Genomic DNA, 12,992 nt, shown 5'->3' on the forward strand with positions numbered 1-12,992 from the left:
AATGTTCGGATCTAAAATAGATTTATTCAATAAGGAATGGCTTGATGTTATTTTCGCTAAAAAGAACAAAGAATACGGAGCTTACGAGTTACGTAGACAAAATGGCGCAAATACTTCGAGAGCACTACTTTTTGCTTCGGCAGCTTTTATATTTTTGTTTCTTTTACCTAAGATCGTTACTTTGATCAAAGGTCAGCTTCCTGAAGAGGAAATTGTGAAACAAGTTGAAGTTACTGTTGCACCTCCGCCTCCGGTGGATCCAAAAACACCTCCACCGCCTCCGGTTGAGCCACCGCCACCAAAGACGGATCAAATCAAGTTCCCTCCTCCGATTGTAAAACCGGATAACCAGGTTCGTGATGAAGATCCTCCTCAGATTGAGCAATTAAAAGCTGCTGACCCAGGTCAGAAAACAATCGAGGGTGATCCGGGTGCTGATATTGTAGTGGTTGGTCCGGTAGGAGAAGGCCCTAAACAAGCAGCAGTAGTAGAAGATACTAAAGTCTATGACTTTGTAAGTATCGAAACTCAGCCAGGTTTCCCTGGAGGTATGGACAAGTTTTATGCATACTTGCATAAAGCGGTAAGATATCCTCCTATGGCTCAGGAAAATAATATTCAGGGTAAGGTGTTCTTATCTTTCGTAGTGGAGAAAGATGGCCGTCTGACTGATATAAAAGTTGAGCGTAAATTAGGTGGTGGTACTGATGAAGAGGCAATCAGGGTATTAAAGGCTAGTCCAAAATGGACTCCTGGTATCCAGAATGGTAAACCTGTTCGTGTTAAATATAACATCCCGATCAGTTTCACTTTATCTAACTAAATATTATAACAATAATGTTTAATTTCAATATTTTCAAACAGAAATCGCCTCAACAGCGATTTCTGTTCATTTTAGGCCTAGTGATGCTGACCATGTATGTAGTACTTGGAACAGCACTAATCTTCTGGAAAGACATTCCTTTTGAGATTAAGCCTACCTACCGCATCTTATTCGGATTATTATTGATCGCTTATGCCGTGATAAGATTTTTCCGTTTGATTAATCAAAAAGACAATTAGCATGAACAAACTAGTTTTTATCCTGCCATTATTTTTATTCATTGCTTGTAAGCAAAAGCCTAAAAGTAATGATGGGGAGGCTTCCCGTGTTTCAGGTACGCTAAAGTTACTGGTTGACGAGAGTTTTTCTTCGGTATTGGAAGATCAGATTGAAGTTTTTAAACTGGACTATCCGGATGCTAAATTTGAACTGGTCCATGGCAATGAGAATAAGATCCTGCCTACTTTCTTAAATGATAGTGTAAGAGTTGCTGTTTTATCCAGAATGCTTACACCTGACGAAGAAAAGGCTTACAGTAAACGAAGTATCCCGATTTTTACTTCCCGGTTCGCGATTGACGGTATCGCATTGATTACAGGAAATGATAACCCGGATTCAACGATTACTGCTGATGAAGTGGTTTCGATTATGAAAGGGACTTCGGCCTCTGGTAAACAATTGGTTTTTGATAATGCTTATTCCAGCACATTGCGCTATTTTAAGGACCTTTCTCAAATTAAGGATTTACCTAAGTCAGGTATTTATACTTTACAGAATAATAAAGACGTTATCAAATACGTTGCAGAACATAAGAACTATATTGGAGTTGTTGGAGTGAACTGGCTAATAAAAAATGGCCGTGATCAGCAGGACTTTACCGACCAGGTGAAAGTTATGGGTGTGAAAAATACCAAGGGCAAAAAAGGTGATGATACCTTCTATAAGCCTACTCAAAAGAACTTAATTGATGGTATATATCCTTTCTTAAGGAATGTTTATATTATTAATGCAGAAGGAAAAAATGGTTTAGGCACGGGTTTTGCAACATGGTTGACGGGTCAGCGAGGCCAGTTAATCGTTTTAAAATCTGGATTGGGACCAAATAAGATGAATCCAAGGGAGATTAATATAAAAAAGGAAAATTAATATTATATTGAGCCGTGGCTTTAAGTAGTCGGGTAATAGAAAAAAACGAATTAGCTTACAATAAATAAAAATTTAGTAACCGATGAAACGTGCATTATTCCATGCAAGCTTCATCACCTTTAAAATCAAATCTAAAACGGATGAAAATGACAAAGAAAGCAATAACCTTAAGTTTAGGTTTAGTAGTGATGGGTTCTGCCTCTTTTGCTCAAAACTTAAGTGATGCAAAAAAAGCAATTGATGCTGAGCAGTATGCTAAAGCAACTTCTATGCTTAAATCACTAGTAAGTTCTCAGGCGGGTAAAGGGGAGAACTATTTTAACTTAGGTGATGTATATCTGCATAATGAGTATGTGGATTCTGCTAAAGCAGTTTTTACTAAAGGAGTTGCTGCTGATCCTAAATATGCCTTAAACTATGTTGGATTAGGACATGTAGATCTTGCTACAAACAACGCGGCATCAGCAAAAACCAATTTTGATAAAGCTATTGGATTAGCTTCTAAAAAAGACCATACTCCATACTTATATATTGGTAAAGCTTACCTGGAGCAAAGCAAACCAGATTTCGCTGCAGCTTTAACCAGCTTAACAAAAGCAGACGAAGTTGATGCAGCTGATAAAGATCCTGAGACATTTTTAGCTTTAGGTGATTTATATGCAGCACAGAAAAAAAATTCTGAAGCATTAAGCAATTACCTGCGTGCATTGAACATCAATGAAGGCTTAGTAAGAGCTAAAGTTCAGATTGGAAGAATGTACAAAGAATCAAGAGCATTTCCTGAGTCTGAAACTCAATTAAAAGAAGTAATCACAGCTGACCCTAATTATGGTCCTGCTTACCGTGAAATTGCTGAATTGTATATGCAATGGGCAAACTTTGAGCCAGCTCACTATGATGAGAAATCTAAACAAGCTTTAGAAAACTACAAAAAATACATGGACCTGACTGACAAATCTTTTGATACAAGATTACGTTATGCACAGTTCTTGTTTTATGCAAAAGACTTCAAAGCTTTAGAGACTGAAACTGCTGATATTGCAAAATTATATCCTAACAACCAAAAAACGTTAGTAATCAACCGTTTACAAGCATACTCTGCGGCTGAAAACAAAAGCCCTGAGAGTTTGAAATTATTAACTGATTTCTTCGCTAAAAACGCTGATACTTCTCGTTTAATCGCTGCCGATTACCTTTACTTAGGTAAAGCACAATTAGTTGCAGGACAAGATAGTTTAGCTTTAAAAAGCATCAGAACAGCGATCTCTAAAGATTCTACAAACGTAGAAGCATTAGAAGATGTTGGTAAAGCATTATATACAAACAAAAAATACGATCAGGCTGCTGCTGTTTATAAAGACGCAATCAAATTGAATCCAAATGGTAAAGGTTCATTAACTAACTATTACTACCTGGCTTCTGCTGATTACTTTGATTATGCAAATAAAGACAGAGACAAAAAGAATCCAGCTAAAACTATTTTAGTGGAAGCTGACTCAGCTTTAGCACACTTAAACAAAGTTTCACCTGAATTCACTTTGGCTTACATCATGAGAGCACGTGTTGCACGTTTGATGGATGATCAGACTAATCCTAAAGGTTTATTAGTTCCTTACTATGAGCAATACCTGGATTTAGTAACTGTTAAAAAACCTGAATTAGGTGCTGCTGAAGCTGAAAAAAGAAACTTAGTTGAAGCTTATACTAACTTAGGATTTGCTTATACTCCTACAGATAAAGCAAAAGCAGGTGACTATTTCAAAAAGGCATTAGCTATTGATCCTGCAAATGCAAATGCATTGGCCGGTGCAAAACAATTAGCTGCCCCAGCTGCTAAAGCTCCATCGAAAAAGAAATAGTATTCAAAACATTATTTCACAAGAATGCCCCGGAAAGTATTTACTTCACGGGGCATTCTTATTAAAAGCCATTTTTAAAACCAATTTTGTATAACCCAGGCTAAATGCCTTCGAGTTTTTTCAGCTGCTGAGCAGCATTCGTGTTTTTTGGGTTCAGTTGAAAAGAGCGTTGATAGTTCTTTATAGCCTCTGTCTTATTCCCCGTTGCAGCAAGCGCTTCTGCATAGCTATCATAAGCATTGCTGCTCTTCGGATAAAGCTCTGTGTATAACTTAAAGACCTTGACAGCTTCCTGCTTCTTTTGCTCACCCAAAAGCCTGTAACCAAAAGCATTGATATCATCCTCATTAAGTATAAAACCTGCACCATGTTTCTTTTTCAATTGCTGTGCAGTCTTTAAAGCATTGTTGTATTGCTGCTTGATTAATTCCTTCCTTAATAATTTGACTGCAGGAGACAAGCCAAAACCATTCGATTCTTTTAAACCAGAGACATAATATCCAGCAATCTCATCTATAAAATACTCTGGATTAGCTCCTTGTAAATTAGTAAGCACAATTACAGCAAGCTCATCCTTTGGATAAACAAAGAAAGAGTTTCTCATTCCGCCAACCGGTGCAACTGCCGGATGCTCATCCCGGACAATAACCGGCCAGCCCAGCGCATAACCATTTAAGAAATTATTAAGCCCCTCAGGTTTTCCATTATTCATCAATGAAGCTGTCCAAAGCAATTCCAGGCTCGATTTCTGTTTCAACAACTGACCATCCTGAAGGGCAATAATCCACCTTGCAATTTCTCCGGCATTAGAGATCATGCCGCTGGCAGTTCTGAAGAATAAAGGAAACTCCATATAAGCCGTTGTTAAATTCCCGTTACTTACCCACTGACCCTTTACATTACTCACGGTAGAATAAGCACCAGCAGAATGTGGTATCACATCATGCGCATCACCAAAACGGGTTAACTTCATATCCACCACCCTAAACTGACGCTCTTCAATAAATTTAGTAAAATGTACCCCACTGAGTTTATTGATGATCATGCCCAGCATAACGTATCCAGTTTGATTATAACTATACTTTTCACCCGCCTGAAATTGAACCGGAAGGGTTTTTACTTTTGTCCATGCTGAAGCCTCATCACCATTGCCTAATATCTTTTCCTGTTCATCGATAATATTTGGAAGCCCCGAGTTATTCGCCAGTACCTGCTTTATCGTGATCTTATTCCATGCCTCAGGTAGACTATCAAGGTACTTTGATACCGGATCATTGATATTGAGCTGACCGTCCTCCTGGAGTTGCATAACAGCTACCCCAACAAAGGCCTTCGTACAGGAATTGATAGAAAATAAACTTTCATCCGTCGCAAGTACCGAATTCTCAGGGTTAGCCATTCCATAACTGCTCAATTTAACCAGTTTTCCCTTTTGAATAACCCCAAGCTGAAGCGCCGGAATACGCAACTGCTGCATTTTATTTTTGATAAACACATCCACACTATCACTCGTCAGATCACTCTGCGCATTGACCTGGATATAAAAAAGGAGAGTAGACAAACAAATAAATAATCGTTTTATAATCATAATTCAGCGCTAAGTTTGTTCTAAATTAGACTATTTTAAAAAAAACAGGAAATACATCAGGTCACTGAAGCAAATCGGTGAGCAGTGTATACTCACGATAACTCGACAAATTGATCTGTCTAAATCAATCAAATGCCCGATTTAACCACATACTGTAGAGACAATAGGCAATGCCAATTTAAACTTTCTAATCAGCTCCGTCGCAAGGTTTCTTCGTAAGTTTCGTCATAAAATACCACTATTAGCTTCGTCACAAGGTTTTTCCATAAGCTTCGTCTTAAAATACCGCTATTAGCTTCGCCATAAGTCTTTCCATAAGCTTCGTCTTAAAATACCGCTATTAGCTTGGCCATAAGTCTTTCCATAAGCTTCGTCATAAAATACTGTTATTAGCTTCGCCATAAGTCTTTCCATAAGCTTCGTCTTAAAATACCGCTATTAGCTTCATCACAAGGTTTTTCCATAAGCTTCGTCTTAAAATACCGCTATTAGCTTGGCCATAAGTCTTTCCATAAGCTTCGTCTTAAAATACCACTATTAGCTTGGCCATAAGTCTTTCCATAAGCTTCGTCTTAAAATACCACTATTAGTTTCGCCATAAAGTTTTTCCATAAAGTCTCCTCTTTCACCTCCAACCAACATTTCCTAAGAGCGCATTAATCTTAATTTGTGCCTTTTGTAAAACACCAGCCAAGGGTGCAGTGTGAAATACTTAAAAGTGATTTGCTAATGTAAGGACACTGCATTTTTGCCTTTTCAGGCAAAGAAATGCCGTCCGAACATGGCAAGTCACTTTTAAGTATTTGATTTCCCCCTTTTTTCTTTTACTTTTGTGGCCTAATTAAGATTATATGGAAACGCAGAGTTTACCCTCAGACTTTTTACCTATCATTTTCCAGGTTATCGTAGCCCTTGGTTTTGTTGTAGTTACTCTTATCGCTACACACTTCTTAGGTCCCTCCCGTAAAACCAGTGACAAACTAGGTACATTTGAAGCCGGGGTAAAAGTAGTCGGAAACGCACGTCAGCCATTCTCCATCAAATACTTCCTTGTTGCCATACTATTCGTACTATTCGACGTCGAAGTTATCTTTATGTATCCATGGGCTGTAAATTTCAGAGAACTTGGATGGCCGGGATTAATAGAAATGTTTGTCTTTATGGGTACGCTTTTATTAGGCTTTATTTACATTCTGAAAAAGAAAGCACTCGACTGGAACTAATTATTTAGATCGGTTCTAAATCGAGATAGACTAAGCCTTTTTGGCTCGAAATATTGTAGATTTGTGGTTCATTCTGTATTAGAATGAGCCTTTTTTGTTTTATGATATGAGTGACATCAATATAGTAGACGCGCCTCCAGGCATTGAAGGATCTGGCTTTTTCGCTACTTCTTTAGACAAGGTTATTGGTTTAGCCCGTTCCCATTCATTATGGCCATTGCCATTTGCAACCTCATGCTGTGGAATTGAATTCATGGCTACAATGGGTTCGCACTATGATTTCGGTCGTTTTGGTTCAGAACGTTTAAGTTTTTCTCCACGTCAGGCAGATTTATTAATGGTTATGGGTACCATAGCTAAAAAAATGAGTCCTGTACTAAAGCAAGTGTATTTACAAATGGCAGAGCCCCGTTGGGTAATGGCAGTAGGTGCATGTGCATCAAGCGGTGGTATTTTTGATACTTACTCAGTTTTACAGGGAATCGATGAGATTATTCCGGTAGATGTTTACGTTCCTGGCTGTCCGCCAAGACCAGAAGCTATTTTAGACGGTTTCGGTAAGATTCAGGAATTAGTAAGAAATGAATCTGGCAGAAGAAGAGATTCTGATCAGTATAAACAAATGTTGGCTTCATACGGAATCGAATAATGGCAGAGGTTAACAATAGTAGCGTAATAGAGCTGTTAGCTGCCCGTTTCGGAGCTAAAGTGAGTGGAGTGAACGAACCTTATGGTTTACTTACTGTAGAGACCACTAAAGATGTAATTATTGATGTACTTACGTATTTGAAAGAAACAGAAGGCACTAAGTTTGCTTTTCTGACTGATATCACTGCAGTACACTACCCTGACACTAAACATATCGCTGTAGTTTACCACTTACACAACATGGTAAACAAAATCAGGATCAGAGTTAAGGTATTCATCCATGAACAAACCCCTTCAATCCCAACAGCTACTGTGCTCTGGAATGGTGCAAACTGGATGGAGAGAGAAACATATGACTTTTTCGGTGTTAAATTCGAAGGTCACCCCGATTTAAGAAGGATTTTAAATATGGATGAGCTGAATGTTCACCCGATGTTAAAACAATATCCTTTAGAAGATCCGAACAGAGTTGATAAAAAAGACGAATACTTTGGTAGATAAGAACATGAATCACAATCAACCAGTATATACAGACAACGATCCTCAGAATGAGCTGGTCACCTTAAACTTAGGCCCGACTCACCCTGCAACACACGGTGTTTTTCAAAACGTACTTCAGTTAGACGGAGAACGTATTGTAAGCGGAGTTTCTACCATCGGGTATATTCACCGCGCCTTTGAAAAGATTGCTGAACACAGGCCATTCTATCAGATCACACCGCTGACAGACAGATTAAACTACTGCTCATCACCTATTAACAATATGGGATGGCACATGACAGTAGAGAAACTGTTAAATATAAAAGTACCTAAACGTGTAGATTATTTAAGGATAATTGTCATGGAACTGGCGCGTATTTCAGACCATATTATCTGTAATACAATTATCGCGCAGGATACTGGTGCAACAACCACCTTCTTATATCTTTTCCAGTTCAGAGAGCATATCTATGAAATTTACGAAGAGATATGTGGGGCACGTTTAACAACAAACATTGGCCGTATAGGTGGTTTTGAAAGAGATTTCAACGACATCGCCTTTGCTAAAATCAATAAATTCTTAAAAGAATTCCCTGTTGCTTTAAGGGAATTTGAAAGCCTGCTTAACCGTAACCGTATCTTTATTGACCGTACTGCCGGCGTTGCCTGTGTTACTCCTGAAGATGCTTTAAGTTACAGCTGGAGCGGTCCTTTATTGCGTGCAACTGGTGTAGACTATGATGTACGCGTAAGTGAGCCTTATTGTTCTTATGATGAATTTGATTTTGAAGTTCCTGTAGGTACAAGCGGTGATATTTACGATCGTTATTTAGTGCGTAATGAGGAAATGTGGCAGAGTGTAAGTCTGATTGAACAGGCACTGGAGAAAATCAAACATGAACCTGCCGGAGTTTTCCATGCAGATGTGCCTGATTTCTATTTACCTGCTAAAGAAGAAGTATATAACAATATGGAGGCCTTGATTTACCATTTCAAAATTGTAATGGGAGAGATTGATGCACCTAAAGCAGAAGTATATCATGCTGTTGAAGGCGGAAACGGAGAACTTGGATTTTATCTGATCAATGACGGTGGAAGAACACCTTACCGTCTGCACTTCAGAAGACCTAGTTTTATCAATTATTCCATGTATGCAAAGATGAGTGAAGGAATGTTACTGTCTGATGCCATTATCAACATGAGTAGTATGAATATTATTGCCGGAGAATTAGATGCTTAAAGTAGAAGAACAACAACCAGTAGAGTTTTCATCAGCTTTGATTGCAAAGTGTGATGAAATTTCAAGTAGATATCCGCAAGGGAAACAAAAATCTGCCCTATTGCCTATACTTCACGAAGTTCAGGCAGAACTGGGTTGGTTAAGCTCCAATGCGATGGATAAAGTAGCAGCATATTTAAAAATTGAACCTATCGAAGTTTACGAGGTAGCCTCTTTTTACAGTATGTACTTCTTACAGCCAAAGGGTAAATATGTTTTAGAAGTTTGCCGCACCGGGCCTTGCTGCCTGGTAGGCGCAGAAAAACTGATGGAGCATATGGAACAGACTCTTGGGGTGAAAGAAGGAGAGGTTACAGCTGATGGTTTATTCAGCTGGAGAGGTGTTGAATGTCTTGCAGCCTGTGGTTACGGCCCGGTTCTGCAAATAGGCCCTGAATACACTTTTTATGAAAACCTCGACAATCAAAAGGTAGACACATTGATAGAAGAATTACGCAAAAAATAATGGCCCGTAAACTCTTATTAGAACATATAAACGTACCAGGCATCAATACACTTGATGTTTACCGCCAAAAAGGCGGGTACCGTGCTGTGGAGAAAGCTTTGAAAACTCTGACCCCTGATGAAGTGGTAGAAGAAGTTAAAAAGTCTGGCTTGCGCGGACGTGGCGGTGCAGGTTTCCCTACAGGAATGAAGTGGAGCTTTCTGGCAAAACCAGAGGGTGTTGCCCGCTACCTGGTATGTAATGCTGACGAATCAGAGCCGGGCACTTTTAAAGACCGCTATCTGATGACCTACATTCCTCATGCTTTAATTGAAGGAATGATTGTGTCAAGTTTTGCATTAGGGGCTAATACATCTTATATCTACGTTCGTGGAGAGATGATGCCGCAAATCAGGATTCTGGAAAGAGCAATCGCAGAAGCAAAAGCTGCTGGCTTTTTAGGAAAAAACATTTTAGGGTCGGGTTATGATCTGGAAATTTATGTTCAGCCGGGTGGCGGAGCTTATATTTGCGGTGAAGAAACGGCTTTATTAGAATCACTGGAAGGTAAAAGGGGTAATCCAAGGATTAAACCGCCGTTCCCGGCTATTGCTGGTTTATATGGCTGCCCAACGGTAGTGAACAACGTTGAATCTATTGCCGCAGTTGTGCCTATTATTAATGACGGTGGTGATGAATATATGAAAATCGGCATTGGCCGCAGTACAGGAACAAAACTGATCTCTGCTTCTGGTAACCTGGTCAGACCAGGTGTCTACGAAATAGAATTGGGCCTTCCGGTAGAAGAGTTCATTTATTCTGATGAATATTGTGGTGGTATTGCCAATGGCAAAAGATTGAAGGCTACTGTAGCCGGAGGTTCTTCTGTTCCGGTATTGCCTGCTAACCTGACGCTTAAGCTGGCGAACGGTGAACCACGCTTAATGAGTTACGAATCACTTTCTGAAGGTGGATTTGCTACCGGAACGATGTTAGGTTCAGGCGGTTTTATAGCTTTTGATGAAGATCAGTGTATCGTAAGAAACACCTGGAATTTTTCCCGCTTTTATCACCATGAAAGCTGTGGTCAGTGTTCTCCTTGCCGTGAAGGTACTGGATGGATGGAAAAAGTCTTACACAGACTGGAGCATGGACATGGTAAGATGAGCGATATTGACTTATTGGTTGATGTGTCTAAAAAAATCGAAGGAAATACGATTTGTCCTTTAGGGGATGCTGCTGCATGGCCTGTCGCAAGTGCAATCAGACATTTCAGAGATGAGTTTGAATGGCATGTGAAAGAGCCTATAAAAAGTCTTCAGGGAAATTATGGTATCGCTAATTATGCTGTGCCAATTCCTAAAGCAGAAGTAAAACAGGAAAATTAACTGTCAGACCTGGGTTTTTTAATTAAGGAACGCAGGAATGATAAAAGAATATCATTTAACAATGAGTGAAAAAGTTAAGGTAACCATAGACGGGATAACCGTCGAAGTAGAGCCCGGTACAACGATCCTGAATGCTGCAAGGCAAATAGGAGGGGATATTGTGCCCCCTGCAATGTGCTACTATTCCAAATTGGAAGGTAGTGGAGGTAAGTGCCGTACTTGTATCGTAAAAGTAAGCAAGGGTTCTGAAAAAGACCCAAGACCAATGCCTAAGCTGGTTGCTTCGTGCCGTACCACTGTAATGGACGGAATGGAAGTACAGAATATTACTTCTCCTGAAGTAATTGAAGCCAGAAGTGGTGTGGTAGAGATGCTGTTGATTAACCACCCGCTTGATTGTCCGGTATGTGACCAGGCTGGAGAATGCGATTTGCAGAATCTGGGTTATGAGCACGGTTTACAGAAAACACGTTATGAATTTGAGCGCCGTACTTTTGAGCGTATTGATATAGGAGATAAGATCCAGTTACATATGAACAGGTGCATTTTGTGCTACCGTTGTGTGTTTACAGCAGATCAGATCACCAATAAACGTGTTCATGGTATCTTAAACCGAGGTGATCATTCAGAAATTTCTACTTATATCCAGACTGCTGTTGATAACGATTTCTCCGGAAATGTGATTGATGTATGTCCGGTTGGGGCTTTAACTGATAAAACTTTCCGTTTCAAAAACAGGGTTTGGTTCACAAAACCTGTAGATGCACATAGAGATTGCCCTACTTGTAGTGGTAAAGTGACTTTATGGTACAAAGGGGAAGATGTTTTAAGGGTAACTGCCCGTAAAGACATTTATGGTGAAGTAGAGGAGTTCATTTGTAACACTTGCCGTTTCGATAAAAAGAAAACAGCAGACTGGACTATTGAGCATCCTACGCACATCAGTGATACTTCCGTAATCTCTTCTAACCATTACGAAACGATGATCCCATTACCTGTAATTCAGGAAGATCTTCGTTTGCAGGAAGCTAATAAAGTTGAACTGGAAAAAACCGCTAAATTCTAATGGATATCTCATTCGTCATAGAAAAATTTATACTGGTTGCTATCATTTTTGGTATAAGTTTAGTTATCGCTATGTATTCTACATATGCGGAAAGAAAAGTTGCTGCTTTTTTGCAGGATAGGCTTGGACCAGACCGTGCAGGGCCTTTCGGGATCTTGCAGCCATTGGCAGACGGACTGAAAATGTTCATGAAGGAAGAAATTATTCCTACGCATGCAAACAAATGGTTGTTTATGGTTGGGCCGGGTTTAGCAATGCTGACCGCCTGCATCGGAACTGCTGTTATCCCATGGGGAAGCCCGATTACTACGGCTGCAGGAAGGGTCATCCCTTTGCAGGTTACTGATATTAACGTAGGTGTTTTATATATTTTCGGGGTAGTTTCTCTAAGTGTATATGGCGTAATGATCGGGGGCTGGGCTTCTAACAATAAATACTCTCTTTTAAGTGCTATTCGTGCGGCTTCGCAAAATATCAGTTATGAGGTTGCCATGGGACTTTCTATTATCGCCTTATTATTGGTGACCAATACAATGAGCCTGAAAGAAATCGTGGATATGCAGCATGGATGGCGCTGGAATGTGCTTTATCAGCCATTAGGCTTCCTGCTATTTATCATTTGTGCATTCGCTGAAACTAACAGGGCACCATTCGATTTACCGGAGTGTGAAACTGAATTAATCGGTGGATACCATACAGAGTATTCTTCGATGAAATTAGGTTTTTATCTTTTTGCGGAATATATCAATATGTTTGTGTCTTCGGCAGTAATGGCTACTTTATACTTCGGTGGTTACAATTATCCGGGTATGGACTGGGTACTGACGCAGGTTGGTCCTGTAATCGCACCATTAATCGGAACGGCTGTATTGTTCGCTAAAATATTTGCATTCATATTTTTCTTTATGTGGGTGAGATGGACAATTCCCCGTTTCCGTTATGATCAGCTGATGCATTTGGGCTGGAAAGTGCTGATCCCGATTGCCATAGCGAACGTAATTATCACAGGTATTGTGATTGCAATAGTAGAAAAGTTTTAACTATCCG

General features: G+C 39.6%; 13 protein-coding genes. 12 read left to right on the top strand and 1 reads right to left on the bottom strand.

All coding sequences use genetic code 11. The features are described from left to right. Position 1 precedes the first annotated feature (1 nt). The 4 genes from AY601_RS21950 to AY601_RS21965 all read left to right on the top strand — a co-directional run bounded on the left by AY601_RS21950 (position 2) and on the right by AY601_RS21965 (position 3,828). A complete protein-coding gene (locus AY601_RS21950; RefSeq protein ID WP_068405156.1) occupies positions 2-823 on the top strand; it encodes an energy transducer TonB in 822 nt (273 codons plus the stop codon). Between the two features lie 14 nt (positions 824-837). Continuing rightward, positions 838-1,062, top strand: a complete 225-nt coding sequence (locus AY601_RS21955) for a hypothetical protein (RefSeq protein ID WP_068405158.1) — start codon at positions 838-840, stop codon at positions 1,060-1,062. Position 1,063: 1 nt separating this feature from the next. Beyond that, a complete protein-coding gene (locus AY601_RS21960) occupies positions 1,064-1,969 on the top strand; it encodes a substrate-binding domain-containing protein (protein WP_068405160.1) in 906 nt (301 codons plus the stop codon). Between the two features lie 146 nt (positions 1,970-2,115). Continuing rightward, positions 2,116-3,828: a tetratricopeptide repeat protein gene (locus tag AY601_RS21965; RefSeq protein WP_232324647.1), complete on the top strand. Its 1,713-nt coding sequence runs from the start codon at positions 2,116-2,118 to the stop codon at positions 3,826-3,828. A gap of 100 nt (positions 3,829-3,928) precedes the next feature. On the opposite strand, the gene AY601_RS21970 is transcribed toward AY601_RS21965, so the two are convergent. After that, positions 3,929-5,389 (bottom strand): serine hydrolase domain-containing protein, encoded by a 1,461-nt coding sequence (locus AY601_RS21970; protein WP_198163566.1) that lies wholly within the window; start codon positions 5,387-5,389, stop codon positions 3,929-3,931. 878 nt (positions 5,390-6,267) lie between these two features. On the opposite strand from AY601_RS21970, the gene AY601_RS21975 reads away from it, so the two are divergent. The 8 genes from AY601_RS21975 (at position 6,268) to nuoH (ending at position 12,985) form a co-directional block, all read left to right on the top strand. Beyond that, a complete protein-coding gene (locus AY601_RS21975) occupies positions 6,268-6,639 on the top strand; it encodes an NADH-quinone oxidoreductase subunit A (protein ID WP_068405164.1) in 372 nt (123 codons plus the stop codon). A gap of 106 nt (positions 6,640-6,745) precedes the next feature. Next, positions 6,746-7,288 carry an NADH-quinone oxidoreductase subunit B gene (locus AY601_RS21980; protein WP_068405166.1) on the top strand — a complete coding sequence of 181 codons (543 nt, stop codon included), beginning with the start codon at positions 6,746-6,748 and terminating at the stop codon, positions 7,286-7,288. After that, complete coding sequence (locus AY601_RS21985) at positions 7,288-7,788, top strand: NADH-quinone oxidoreductase subunit C (RefSeq protein WP_068405168.1); 501 nt, start codon at positions 7,288-7,290, stop codon at positions 7,786-7,788. The genes AY601_RS21980 and AY601_RS21985 overlap by 1 nt, the downstream gene beginning before the upstream one ends. A 4-nt stretch (positions 7,789-7,792) precedes the next feature. Continuing rightward, positions 7,793-9,007: an NADH-quinone oxidoreductase subunit D gene (locus AY601_RS21990; protein ID WP_068405170.1), complete on the top strand. Its 1,215-nt coding sequence runs from the start codon at positions 7,793-7,795 to the stop codon at positions 9,005-9,007. Further along, a complete protein-coding gene (gene nuoE, locus AY601_RS21995; protein ID WP_068405171.1) occupies positions 9,000-9,512 on the top strand; it encodes a complex I 24 kDa subunit family protein in 513 nt (170 codons plus the stop codon). Before AY601_RS21990 ends, nuoE begins: the two co-directional genes overlap by 8 nt. Then, on the top strand, positions 9,512-10,879 hold the full coding sequence (nuoF, locus tag AY601_RS22000; RefSeq protein WP_068405173.1) for an NADH-quinone oxidoreductase subunit NuoF: 1,368 nt from the start codon (positions 9,512-9,514) through the stop codon (positions 10,877-10,879). Before nuoE ends, nuoF begins: the two co-directional genes overlap by 1 nt. A 61-nt stretch (positions 10,880-10,940) precedes the next feature. Beyond that, positions 10,941-11,945: a 2Fe-2S iron-sulfur cluster-binding protein gene (locus tag AY601_RS22005; RefSeq protein ID WP_068405175.1), complete on the top strand. Its 1,005-nt coding sequence runs from the start codon at positions 10,941-10,943 to the stop codon at positions 11,943-11,945. Then, the gene (gene nuoH / locus AY601_RS22010) at positions 11,945-12,985 is read left to right on the top strand and encodes an NADH-quinone oxidoreductase subunit NuoH (RefSeq protein WP_068405177.1); all 1,041 of its coding nucleotides are present in this window, start codon (positions 11,945-11,947) and stop codon (positions 12,983-12,985) included. The genes AY601_RS22005 and nuoH overlap by 1 nt, the downstream gene beginning before the upstream one ends. The last annotated feature ends 7 nt before the right edge of the window (positions 12,986-12,992 follow it).

It is taken from the genome of Pedobacter cryoconitis (assembly GCF_001590605.1).
In the GTDB taxonomy this organism is placed as follows: Bacteria; Bacteroidota; Bacteroidia; order Sphingobacteriales; family Sphingobacteriaceae; genus Pedobacter; species Pedobacter cryoconitis_A.

Bases quoted from the DNA above. Each gene is read 5' to 3' on its own strand.
- AY601_RS21955 (WP_068405158.1), top strand. From the start codon at position 838: ATGTTTAATTTCAATATTTTCAAACAGAAATCGCCTCAACAGCGATTT.
- AY601_RS21965 (WP_232324647.1), top strand. From the start codon at position 2,116: ATGACAAAGAAAGCAATAACCTTAAGTTTAGGTTTAGTAGTGATGGGT.
- AY601_RS21985 (WP_068405168.1), top strand. From the start codon at position 7,288: ATGGCAGAGGTTAACAATAGTAGCGTAATAGAGCTGTTAGCTGCCCGT.
- AY601_RS21990 (WP_068405170.1), top strand. From the start codon at position 7,793: ATGAATCACAATCAACCAGTATATACAGACAACGATCCTCAGAATGAG.
- AY601_RS22005 (WP_068405175.1), top strand. From the start codon at position 10,941: ATGAGTGAAAAAGTTAAGGTAACCATAGACGGGATAACCGTCGAAGTA.
- AY601_RS21975 (WP_068405164.1), top strand. From the start codon at position 6,268: ATGGAAACGCAGAGTTTACCCTCAGACTTTTTACCTATCATTTTCCAG.
- nuoH (WP_068405177.1), top strand. From the start codon at position 11,945: ATGGATATCTCATTCGTCATAGAAAAATTTATACTGGTTGCTATCATT.
- AY601_RS21950 (WP_068405156.1), top strand. From the start codon at position 2: ATGTTCGGATCTAAAATAGATTTATTCAATAAGGAATGGCTTGATGTT.
- nuoE (WP_068405171.1), top strand. From the start codon at position 9,000: ATGCTTAAAGTAGAAGAACAACAACCAGTAGAGTTTTCATCAGCTTTG.
- nuoF (WP_068405173.1), top strand. From the start codon at position 9,512: ATGGCCCGTAAACTCTTATTAGAACATATAAACGTACCAGGCATCAAT.
- AY601_RS21960 (WP_068405160.1), top strand. From the start codon at position 1,064: ATGAACAAACTAGTTTTTATCCTGCCATTATTTTTATTCATTGCTTGT.
- AY601_RS21980 (WP_068405166.1), top strand. From the start codon at position 6,746: ATGAGTGACATCAATATAGTAGACGCGCCTCCAGGCATTGAAGGATCT.